This window comes from Methylobacterium sp. WL7 (assembly GCF_008040085.1).
GTDB lineage: Bacteria > Pseudomonadota > Alphaproteobacteria > Rhizobiales > Beijerinckiaceae > Methylobacterium > Methylobacterium mesophilicum.
Window position 1 is genome coordinate 24,577 of the sequence record NZ_VRVG01000053.1, and the last position, 10,789, is coordinate 35,365.

General features: G+C 69.3%; 11 protein-coding genes. 4 read left to right on the forward strand and 7 right to left on the reverse strand.

Annotated features, from left to right (window positions below):
- Positions 1-1,050 (reverse strand): glycosyltransferase family 2 protein, encoded by a 1,050-nt coding sequence (locus FV233_RS15210; protein ID WP_147897937.1) that lies wholly within the window; start codon positions 1,048-1,050, stop codon positions 1-3.
- Between the two features lie 404 nt (positions 1,051-1,454).
- Here FV233_RS15210 and FV233_RS15215 point away from each other — a divergent pair, with 404 nt between their 5' ends.
- Complete coding sequence (locus FV233_RS15215) at positions 1,455-1,694, forward strand: hypothetical protein (protein WP_147856604.1); 240 nt, start codon at positions 1,455-1,457, stop codon at positions 1,692-1,694.
- On the opposite strand, the gene FV233_RS15220 is transcribed toward FV233_RS15215, so the two are convergent.
- Positions 1,666-2,412 (reverse strand): hypothetical protein, encoded by a 747-nt coding sequence (locus tag FV233_RS15220; protein ID WP_147856605.1) that lies wholly within the window; start codon positions 2,410-2,412, stop codon positions 1,666-1,668. The genes FV233_RS15215 and FV233_RS15220 overlap by 29 nt on opposite strands.
- Positions 2,413-3,203: 791 nt before the next feature.
- Between FV233_RS15220 and FV233_RS15225 the strand changes: the two genes are divergently transcribed.
- Complete coding sequence (locus tag FV233_RS15225; RefSeq protein WP_187278117.1) at positions 3,204-4,451, forward strand: acyltransferase; 1,248 nt, start codon at positions 3,204-3,206, stop codon at positions 4,449-4,451.
- An 11-nt stretch (positions 4,452-4,462) separates the two neighbouring features.
- Here FV233_RS15225 and FV233_RS15230 read toward each other — a convergent pair whose 3' ends face one another.
- Both FV233_RS15230 and FV233_RS30365 read right to left on the reverse strand, forming a co-directional pair.
- Positions 4,463-5,542, reverse strand: coding sequence for an acyltransferase (locus FV233_RS15230; RefSeq protein WP_147897939.1), 1,080 nt, complete (start codon positions 5,540-5,542; stop codon positions 4,463-4,465).
- Positions 5,543-5,926: 384 nt separating this feature from the next.
- Positions 5,927-6,079: a hypothetical protein gene (locus FV233_RS30365; protein WP_187193450.1), complete on the reverse strand. Its 153-nt coding sequence runs from the start codon at positions 6,077-6,079 to the stop codon at positions 5,927-5,929.
- Between the two features lie 187 nt (positions 6,080-6,266).
- Here FV233_RS30365 and FV233_RS15235 point away from each other — a divergent pair, with 187 nt between their 5' ends.
- Positions 6,267-7,004: a sugar transferase gene (locus tag FV233_RS15235; protein WP_147856799.1), complete on the forward strand. Its 738-nt coding sequence runs from the start codon at positions 6,267-6,269 to the stop codon at positions 7,002-7,004.
- A gap of 267 nt (positions 7,005-7,271) precedes the next feature.
- Here the strand turns inward: FV233_RS15235 and FV233_RS15240 are convergent, their stop codons facing one another.
- On the reverse strand, positions 7,272-8,108 hold the full coding sequence (locus FV233_RS15240; protein WP_147897940.1) for a family 16 glycosylhydrolase: 837 nt from the start codon (positions 8,106-8,108) through the stop codon (positions 7,272-7,274).
- Positions 8,109-8,310: 202 nt separating this feature from the next.
- On the opposite strand from FV233_RS15240, the gene FV233_RS15245 reads away from it, so the two are divergent.
- Entirely contained in the window at positions 8,311-9,336 is a 1,026-nt protein-coding gene (locus FV233_RS15245; protein ID WP_147897941.1) for a glycosyltransferase family 2 protein, read from the forward strand.
- 25 nt (positions 9,337-9,361) lie between these two features.
- Here the strand turns inward: FV233_RS15245 and FV233_RS15250 are convergent, their stop codons facing one another.
- Positions 9,362-9,670 carry a hypothetical protein gene (locus FV233_RS15250; protein WP_147857332.1) on the reverse strand — a complete coding sequence of 103 codons (309 nt, stop codon included), beginning with the start codon at positions 9,668-9,670 and terminating at the stop codon, positions 9,362-9,364.
- A gap of 440 nt (positions 9,671-10,110) precedes the next feature.
- Positions 10,111-10,395 (reverse strand): hypothetical protein, encoded by a 285-nt coding sequence (locus FV233_RS15255; RefSeq protein WP_246689994.1) that lies wholly within the window; start codon positions 10,393-10,395, stop codon positions 10,111-10,113.
- Between the last annotated feature and the right edge of the window lie 394 nt (positions 10,396-10,789).

A 10,789-nucleotide genomic window follows, 5' to 3' on the forward strand; every position in this document is an offset into this window, starting at 1 on the left:
TCACCGTGGTCCGGCCGGAAGGGCGTCCGGCATCGCGGGGCGCAGGCGCCTGCCGGCGCGCTTGCCGGCCGCCGCCATCAGCGAGCCGGTCAGGAACCGCCAGGCCCGGGGCCGGGCCAGCGCCAGGGCGGCGCCCCGGAGCCATCGGCCGCCCTGCGCGGCCTCGACCACCCGGGCGATGACCTGCGCGGTGGCGAGGCTGTCGCGATAGGCGCGGCTGGCCTGCCGGATCCCGGCGGAGCGCGCCCGGTGCCCGGCCAGGGCGCCGCCCTCGGCATAGGCCGCGAAGGCCGCGTCGAGGTGTTCGATGTCGGCGAGCCGCAGCCGATGGGACAGCGAGGCCGGCCCCCGCCGATACCCGTAGCCCGCGTAGGAACTCACCACGAAGCGGGCGCCTTCCGCGAGGGCCGCCACGCAGAACAGGAAGTCCTCGCCGACCCGGACCGTATCCACGTAGCGCAGGCCGTGCCGGCGCACGAAGTCGGCCCGCAGCATCGGCTTGAGATAGCCGAGCTTCACCCCCGGGGTGAGCATCCGGTTGCAGGTCAGGTACTGCGCGAGTTCGACCGTGAACAGGTAGGGCTCGCGGCCGCGATCCAGCATGCCGGCCCCGCCCGGATCGAAGGCCCCGGTGAAGGGGATCGGGTTGTCGGCGATGAGGTCGGCATCCGTGGCGGCGGCGAGATCCAGGAGCGTGCGGCTCCGGTCCGGGACGATCAGGTCGTCCGCGTCGAGGATCGCCACCCAGCGTCCCCGTGCGGCGGCCAGGGCGGCGTTCCGGGCGGCCGAGGGACCTCGCGGCGCGTGCGTTCCTGCGGCGTCGAGGGGGATCGGGCGGATGCGCGGGTCGGCCGCCGCCAGCCGCGCCAGCACGGAAGCGGTCCCGTCCGTCGACCCGTCGTCCACCACCAGGACCTCGACCGCGACGCCGGCCTGGTCGAGGGCCGAGCGGATCGCGGTCTCGATCCACGGGGCGGCATTGTGGGCGGCCATGAGGAACGAGATGTCCACGGGCGCGGTCCGCGCATCGGCCTCGATCTGCTTCGCCATCGCTCGTCCTGCCGCCGCCCCGGGGTTCGCGGTCTCCCGGGCCCTGGCCGACCATGGCGTGAAGCGCGCCCGGCGCACGACACTCAAAGGACGTAGGCGCGCGTCGCACCGTCCCTGGGCGGCGGATTTATTCGCGCCGGCCGGGATCCCCGACGGTGACCCGGGGGCCAGGGCAGGCGCAGCGCGGTACCGCCTTTCGCCACGCCGCCATGATCAAATGGGCAATGATCGATACCTATATTGTACGAGTGCGAGAAAATTCAGACATTATTGCAACGGACCAGGCGAAATCAGCTTTGATATTTATTAAACTTTATGTCTCCAGATGATTTCTGTCGGGCGCGTCGGGCCGCGCATCCAGGACGGGACGGCCCTCCGAGGGCATCAATCACGGGGGATCGTCTTTGCCCATCCGGTTCTACTTCGACGTCGAGAACGGCAGGGAGACGATCCGCGACCACGAGGGCGTGGACGCCACCGATCTGACCGAGGCCCTGGCCGAGGCGCGCAGCGTCATCCGGGAGATGGCGGACGACGTCTGCGCCCACAACCTCGGTGGCGGCTGGACGCTCGTGGTGCGGGACGCCGCCGGGATAGTGGTGGCGCGGTTGCCGATCAGCCGGAGCGCTGCCTCAGACGCCTGAGCGACTCGAGGCCGATCGCTCCGGCGGACGCTTCGGGCCAGATGACGAGAACGGCATCGTTGCCGAAAAAGACGGGCGCGATGTGCAAGGCGGGGTTCTCGGCTTTGAAGGCTTCGAGATAGGCGGGATCGCACTCGGTCCGCCTGACCGTTCCGATGTATTCGTTCTTGTCATTGTACATGTCGTAATACCCCGACACGATCTTGGCGCTCGGCGTGTCGATCGCATCCAGAATTTTGGCGGTCTTCTCCACGAACAGGGCATACGACATCGAATCGGGATTCTTGTATTCGCGCGGAATGGCCCTGGACAGGCCCTTGAAGAAGTCGATGCCCGTGAGGTGGCTTTCGGGGCGCCAGACCCAGCGCGTCGCCCCCAAGCCTTTCATGACCTCTGTGTAGTGCGCAGGTGTGTCCGCGATCGTCTGGGCGAAAACCTCGTCCGTGAGCATCGCGCTCTCGTCGATCCCGCCGACCAGGTGGACGTTGCCGGCGTGCCGCGGATGCTTGTGCAGCACCGACAGGATCGCATCGCTGGCCTGCGTCGACAGGGTCAGGGCGGAGCGCGGATCCAGCACCTGGAGCGCCGTCACGGCTGACAACGATACCGGATCGGTCTCAGCCTCCTCCTGTGCCGAGCGAGGCTTCACGGAGGTGTCGACCTGCAACAGCGTCAGCGCGGTGGATGGAGAGGACGTCACAGACCCGACCGCTGTCATTGCCCCGCCTCCGAACGGTTCCGCTCGGGCACGGAGACCGTGCCCTCCGCGTCGTGAAAGACATGCAGGCGGTTCTCGGACGCCATCATCGGTCCATCGACCCGCGACGCAGAGGCGGGGACGTTCCCGTCTCCGAGACCGCGCGATGGTGCGTTCTCGATCGACGACGCGTCAGATCGACGGATCTATCGATCCCTCCCGCATGCCCATACGCCCGCTTTGGCGGCCAAACCGCCGCGACTGGGCGCGACAGGTCAGGACCACGGTCGGGGAGGGGAGATCCCGCGTCAACGCCGCGCTCAGGATCATCATGATCCAGGACGAGCCGGCTCGCGGCTCCGTGCCTCGCTGACGTCCATAGGGAGCGCGAAGCTTTCACGAGTCAAGAAAAAGATGTCGCCCGGATCGAGATTTGGATTTTTCGGCTGTGCTTTCTGACAGATCTTGGGCGTTGCTGAGGCTTGTGCCGCCTCATGCCTGTGTCACGGCTGCGTATTTTCTATTCATATGCAGGGTCGATGCACGCCGCCATCGCGTGTGGCCCCCATTGGAACAGGGGCGCCTGCAAGCCGATTGCGCCACGCGGTCGCTTGTCCGGGCAAAATCCCGCCCGGCTACGCCCTTCGGAGGAGGCCCGCCCCGCCAAGGGTGGACGGCAGCCGCACCCCAGGCGGCGGATCCGGCGCGGGATCCCTCCTTTTGCGCGGCTGCGGCCGTCCCTCGCCCCGGGCGAACCGGTGGCATGGATCGGAGGCGCCGCGCCCCGGCGCGTGTCCGTGCGAGGCTCTCTCATGCGTCAACAGGTGACCCGTCGCGGGCGGACGATCGGAGGCGCGCTCGCGGCCGGCGGCGGCTACGGCGCCGGCTTCGATACCCTGCGCCTGGTGCTCGCGCTGCTGGTCATGCTGTTCCATGCCGGCGCCACGGTGGGCAGCACGCTCTGGACCGATACGCTGTCGCCGCTGACCGGCAGCCTCGTGCCGCTGTTCTTCGGCGTCAGCGGTTTCCTGGTCGCGGGAAGCGCGTCGCGGCTCCCGGCCGGACCGTTCCTGGTCAACCGCGCCGTGCGGATCCTGCCTGCCCTCACCGCCGTGACCCTGGTCACGGCCTTCGTCATCGGGCCGGTGTTTTCCACCGACGCCCCGGCGGCCTACTTCGCGCAGCCGGGGGTCTGGCAGTATTGCGCGAACAGCATCGGCCTGTTCCGCGCGCAGCTGCCCGGGGTGTTCACCCAGAACGGGCAGCCCGGCATCGTCAACGCCGCGCTCTGGACCCTCGCGTACGAACTCGCCTGCTACGGGCTGGCGGCGGCCCTGATCGTGGCGGGGCTGTTGCGGCGGCCCCGGGTGCTCCTGGCCGTACTCGTCGCCTTGGCGGTCACGCCCGCCCTGCTGGCCGCCTGCGGGGTGCTGCCCCTGTTCGAGCGGAACGGGCTGTTCCGCCTGTTCTTCCTCGGCCGCGGCGCGATCCTGTTCTCGACCTTCCTCAGCGGCTGCCTGCTGTATGTCTGGCGACACGCCGTGCCGCTCGATGGCCGGCTGTTCGCGGCGGCGGTGGCCGGGTGCGGCCTCGTCTACGGGCTCGGCCCGGACCGGTGGCACCTGGCCGATCCGGCCCTGTCGGGACTCGGCCTGGCCTACATCGCCGTCGCGATCGGCGTCAGCGATTTCGGAGGGCGGCTCGGGCCGTACAAGGTCGACTACTCGTACGGACTGTACCTGTCTCACTGCCCGATCCTGAACGCGGTGTATGTGTTGTTCCCCGGGCTCGATTCGACGGCCCCGCTGGTCCTGCTGGCCATCGGCCCGACGCTCCTCGCCGCCGCCGCGTCGTGGCACGGCATCGAAAGCCCGGCCCTGCGCGCGCGAAAGCGCCTCGGCCCGCTGGCTGCGGCCCTGGTCTCGGCCGTCTCGCGGAGAGGTACGGGATCCCAAAGGGCGAGCCCGTTGGCAGGGTTCGGGACGGCGTCCCGATGGAGTTGGGCGTCGCCCGTTCGCAGGGCTCCGCCCCGCACCCGCAAAAGGTCGAAGACCTTTTGAATCCCTGACGTCTACAATGGAGTGATCAGCGCGGAGCGCCGGGCCGCCCGGGGCGGGGCCCGCAGGATCCGGCGGGCCGGGGATTCGAGGAGCCGCCACGACGCCTCCGCCAGGAGCAGGGTCAGCGCCAGGTCGAGCGCCAGGGTGACCGAGCGCGGCCCGGCGAGGTGCAGGCCGACGGCCGCCAGCACCTGCTCCGCATGCAGGGGCACGTGGAACAGGTAGGCGGCGTAGCTGATGACGCCGATCCGGCGCAGCCAGGCGCCGTCCAGCAGTGCGACGATGCGGTGGCCCGGAGATCGAACGATCTGGAGCAGGGCGAGCGCCGCCAGGATCCCGCTGAGCCGCCCGAGGATCAGCCACCGGCCGGTCTCCCCGGCGAGCAGCGGCAGGGCCAGGAACAGGGCGAGCGCGCCGAGCAGGGCGGCGTCGCTCCGGAGCCAGCCCGGCAGGGGCTGCGTGCGCAGGCCGGCCAGACCCCCCAGGGCGATCAGCCCGAGATTGGCCACCGTGTCGACGTCGAAGCTGACCGGCCAGGCGCCGGCCGACCACAGGGCGACATGCATCAGCACGCTGGCGCCCACGAGCGCGCCGCACAGCGCCCCGAGACGGCGCCGGGGCAGGAACAGGGCCGCCGGCGCGAACAGGAGGTAGAATTGCTGCTCGACGGCCAGGCTCCAGAGATGGCCGAGCTCCGTCCCCCAGCCGTTCCGCTCGATATAGACGTTGGTCAGGTATAGCCAGGTCGAAAGCTTGAACGCGTCGTCGCCGAGGTTCAGCGGGCTGCCCAGCCGGGTGGTATAGAGCACGAACAGGAAGGCGTAATACACGGGCACGATGCGGGCGAACCGGTTCCGGTAGAACGCAAGCAGGCTGTCCATCGGCGTCGCCGCGCCGGCCTCGATGCGCCCGCGGGCGGCCGCCAGGATGCGGACGATCAGGAAGCCGCTCAGCACGAAGAACAGCCAGACCCCGGCGCTGCCCAGCGCCTCGGTGCGCGGGCTCGGCGCCTTGTGGCTGACGAAGACCATCAGGAAGGCCACGGCCCGCAGGCCGTCGAACCCGATGATGCGGCGCTCTGCCGGGACCATGCACGCCTCGTCCGATGCCGGAGCCCGTCCCGCCGCGCGGGCGCGGTCGGAGCGGATCGAGCGACCGGTCTAGGCCGGCCGGGCGTGGGGGCGGCCTACCTCGATCGGCGTAGGCCGGGTGGCCTGAACATCTGCCGCATTGCTGTATTCGGCCTTAGACCCTTCGTGTTTAGGGTTGTTTAACAATATCGAAGTGGGGTATGGTCGCGATGGCCCGTCCGATTCCGGGTGGAACACTGATGTGAACGGTCATCGCTCACACACACCGGTTTGCAGACGACGCGATGCCGTGCAGCGCGATGTCTTGCGGCACGCCATGCCACAGACCGTTCCGAGAGCCCGCCGCACGCGGCGCGGATTCGGGGCTCCGCCGGGCCGGGGTGCTCACCGCCGCATCCCGAGCAGGACCACGAGGCCCACGCCGATCGCGGCTCCGGCCTGGGCCGCCAGCAACGCGACCAGCCAGCCCTGCAGCAGGCCCACCGCGAAACCGATCGCGCCCCCGATCAGCGCAGCGAAGACCAGAAGGACCAGCAATTACTTATCTCCACTGGTGATTCGGTCGTGCTGCTCTGGCTTTATCCCGCAAGTTTTCGACTGTGCCAACGGCTCAAGACTTTCGCGTGTCAAATATTGTTCCCGTCCCGGCCGCACCGGCCCGCGGGTTCCGCTCGCATCTCGCACTGTCGCATCCACCTTTCGCACCGAGTGAGGAGCCGCCGCCATGCTGCGCCCGGTTGGGACCCCGACCTCCATCACACCGTCGTCGCCGCACCATATGGTCGAGACGATCAACGAAGCGTTGGTCAAGACGCTGCCGACGGCCTCTCCGGCGCGCTTCGGGCCCCGGCTCGGTTGGGCGACCAAGCGCATGCTCGATACCGGGGTGGCGGTGACGGCCCTGTGTCTGCTGCTGCCGCTGCTGCTGTTCATCGCCCTGCTGATCTGGGCGAGCGACGGCCACGCGCCGATCTTCCGGCACCGGCGGCTCGGCCGGCACGGGCGCCCGTTCGGGTGCCTGAAGTTCCGGTCCATGATCGCCAACGGCGACGCGGTCCTGGCCGCGCACCTGGCGGCGCATCCCGAGGCCCGGGCCGAGTGGGAGGCGACGCACAAGCTCACCCGGGATCCCCGCGTGACCACCCTGGGCCAGGTGCTGCGCAAGACCTCCCTCGACGAGCTGCCGCAACTCTGGAACGTGCTGCGCGGCGAGATGAGCCTGGTCGGGCCGCGCCCGATCGTGCAGGGGGAGGTCGTCCGCTACGGGACGGCGTTCACGCTCTGCTTCTCCGTGCCGCCCGGGGTCACCGGGCTGTGGCAGGTCTCGGGCCGCTCCGACACCAGCTACGCCGAGCGCGTCGCCCTCGACCTGGATTATGCCAGCCGCTGGAGCCTGCGCCGGGACATCGCGATCATGCTGCGCACCATTCCGGCGGTGCTGGCCCAGCGCGGCAGCAAGTAGCGCCGCGATCCGGCGGGACGCAGTTCAGGCGCCGGTGAGGGGGGATGTGCGCTGCGTCGGGGAGGCCCTCAGGCCGGGTCGTCCTGGTCCATGGGCGCCACGACGCAGAGGCGCCAGAACTCCACGAAGCCGACCGCATACACAGCGATGAGAAGGCTGAACCCGGACATCGAACTTGGCCCCGCAGTGACCGCAATCATGAGCCTGCGGGGGACAAGGTTAATGTTTCGTTCAGGTTCCGAAATATGCCGGCGGCGTGGTGCCGCCCTACCGGCAGACGATCGAGCCCTTGAAGCCGCACGGGTCGCCCAGCTTGGTGAAGGCGACGCGCTCGAAGGCGGCGGAGACCGGCTGTCCCGGATAGGTGGCCGGCCCGAGCCAGGATTCGAAGTCGCGGCCCTGGCCCGTCCAGATGCTGAGCATGATCTTGCCGGGGTGCGACGGGATCGGCCGGTCGGGCGCGGCCCGCACCTCGCGCAGCAGCCGGCCGTTGACCGACCAGCGGATCCGGTCGGGCAGCCATTCGAGCGCGTAGTCGGCCATGGTCGTCGCGGCGTCGAAGCCCAGCGCCTCGACGCTCTCGTGCTGCCCGGCGCCCCCGGTGAAATAGTTGAGCTGGACGCCCTTCGTGTCCTTGCCCAGGAATTCGAAATCGATCTCGTCGTTCGTCCGGCGGTCGCCGTCGTTCGGGCCGTTATAGGTGAAGAACGCCGAGACCAGGCCGGAGGCCGCGCCCGGCCGCATCCGGACCTCGTAGGTGCCGTAGCCGTAGCGCTCCTGGGTCTGGATCTCGGCGCAGCTGAAGGCGCGCTCCTTGTAGGGGCTGTCGGCCAGGGTGAGGGTCAGCGCCCCGGGGCTGGGGATCTGCACGCGCTGGCGCGACCACGTGCACTTCTGGAAGTCGCCGTTGACCCAGCCGTCGGCCACGTACCAGCGGCGATCGCCGAGGGACGCGAAGGTCTCCACGAAGGAGCCGCCGCCCCGGAAGGCCGGCGCGTCGCCGGTGGCCGGGGCGGGATCGTCCCCGGCCGCGACCGGCAGGACCGGCAGCAGCAGGGCCGCGGCCAGGCAGCCGGTGCGGATCGGGCGGCGCGGTCTCGTCATGCTCATCGTCTCGCCTTGGGCGGTTCACGGAATCCGGCGCAGTATCGGCGCGCCCGGCCGCGGCGGCGGTAATCTTTCGGACGAGCGGATCCGGCGCCCGCGCCCTCCTTTTGGACGATGTCGCGTCCCGCGCGCAGGCCGCCTAGCGTGCGGGATGGCCGCCCGGCCCCCGCCGGGCGGGGAGAGTCTTCGGAGTCGTCCGGTGCGAAGCGTCCAGGCCCAGAGCGACGGAGCGGATGTCTGCGTCGTCATCGCGGCGCACAACGCCGAGGCCACCATCGCCACCGCGGTCGCCTCGGCGTTGCGCCAGCCGGAGGTCGCCGAGGTCATCGTCGTCGACGACGCCTCGACGGACCGGACCAGCGCCGCCGCCGAGGCCGCCGGCGACGGGACCGGCCGGCTGAAGCTGCTCCGGCTGACCCGCAACGCCGGACCGGCCGCCGCCCGCAACGCGGCGCTGGCGGTCGCGACCGCGCGGCTGCTCTGCGTCCTCGATGCCGACGACACTTTCCTCGACGGGCGCCTGGGCCGCCTGCTGTCGGCCCCCCGCAGCTGGGACTTGATCGCCGACGACATCATCCTGGTCCGGGGGAGCGCGGCGGCCGCGGCCGGGAGCCTCGTGACCGGGCCCGGCCAGCCGAAAGCGCTGTCGCTCGCGGGGTTCGTCTCCGGCAACATCGGACGCGCGGGCGAGCACCGGCGGGAACTCGGGTTCCTCAAGCCGATCATGCGCCGGTCGTTCCTGCAGCGCCACGGCCTGCGCTACGACGCGCGACTGCGCCTCGGGGAGGATTACGCCCTCTACGTCGAGGCCCTGGCGGCGGGCGCCGTGTTCTCCGTCACCGCGCCGTGCGGCTACGTGGCGATCGAGCGCGCGGATTCGCTGAGTGCGCAGCACCGGACCGAGGATCTCGCGGCGATCATTGCGTTCGACGAGACGATGCTGGCCCGTCCGGACCTGATGCCGGACGCCCGCAAGGCCCTGCGGGCCCATCGCGACGCCACGATGCGGAAATGGCAGCACCGGCGCGTCCTCGACCGCCGGCGCTCGCACGGCTACGCGGCGGCCCTGCGCGAGCTGCTGCACGCCCCCCGGGCCTGGCGGCACATAGCGTCCCAGACCCTGGAGGCCAAGCTGGCTCGGCTGATCCCGAACCGGGCCGTGGCCGGGGATACGGCCCCGCGCCTGCTGTTCGGGCCGGGCGAGCGCCTGACGCCGGCGCCCTGAGATCGCGCCGCCGTCGCCGGCGTCGTCAGCGATCGCGCTCGCCGGTCCGGGACCGGACGGCCGAGACGTCGCACTGGACGTCGTCCAGCGCGCAGCGGACCCGCTCCAGCGCGGCGCTGAACAACGCGGCGGTGTGCGGATCGCCGGTCCGCGCCGCCTCGGCGTTCCGGAAACTGTCCAGCAGGTACGGCATCATCTTTCCATGCAGTGCCAGGTAGGCGCCGGGGCTCGAGAGTTCATAGACGACTGCCAGGGCATGATAGGCCCGCGCCAAAACCTCGAGTGCTACATCCGCACTACGTGAGCCCTGGTCACAATCATCGCTGATCTTCATCGCGTCGATAATCTTGTTTCCGTCCCTAGTCGGGGACTAACATGCTCTATTAACACTGTCGATGCTTCGGACTAGGGCCAATGTCGCCGCCCAAGCGCAGCGCGAGATTTATCACGGCCTCATGGCTCAACTGCAACAGTCCGGTATTCGTCGGCCGGACGCCCCGCGCGCGATCGGCGACAGGGGCTCGCGCGGCCGGCCGGAGGGCCTCTGGGCGACGTCCGCTCCGCTTGCGTTCCATGACGAGGGCTACCGGATGCCCGGATCGGGCCTGGCGGCACGGACGCGGATGACGCGCGGGTCCCCTCTCCCGCACCGGAGCGCGCGTGCATGGCCCCCTATCAAAGCCGCGGTGTGATCATCGTCGGGATCGGGGGGTAGGCCCTGATACGGGCCTCAGCCGGCACGGCCGGTCGTGTCCCGTGCGCTCCATGCGCGGCTCAGCCGCGCATGTAACGGGTCGGCCGGATCATCGTCGCGATCTTGCTCTCGACCTCGACCAAGATGCCGTTCACCAAGTGGGCCGCGCCCTCGACCGTCCCGGCTGCCAGGGTCTCGCGGCCGCTGGTCTCCTGGATGATGCGGAAATTGTCTTCGACGAACGCGCGAATCTTCTGCTGGACGCCGTCGAACTCGCCCGGATGTGCGGTCTCGTAGAGGAGCGCCAGGGCGAGATAGGCGCGACCGACCATATCGAGCGCGAGGCCGGCGCTCATCTCGCTCATCTCGCTGTCTGTCGGGGGCACGGCGCGTGAGTTCCCTGTCAAGCTCTATCTTGCAAATCTACCAGGCTGTTCGGGTGTGAACAATCAACAAAAATACTTGTGCGGGCATTTTTATTGAATTTACGGCTGTTGATCGCATGTCCGCACGGCGGATACTGATTCGGTCGCTGCCGATGGAGGATGTCGCGCCCGGGGATGAGGAAATGGCGTCGCATTGGGCATGCGTACCAAATTATTCGGGCCGTCATCACGACATTTCGCCCAGTAGTTTGTTGTTTAGAAATGCCTGGTCATAAAATCCGTGCTCTTGATGGAAATTTATTCGTCGAAATTCCATTCTTGTGTTTTTCACTTAAATCGCAAGGCGACTTTTCATTTAGTTTCATAGTGATAC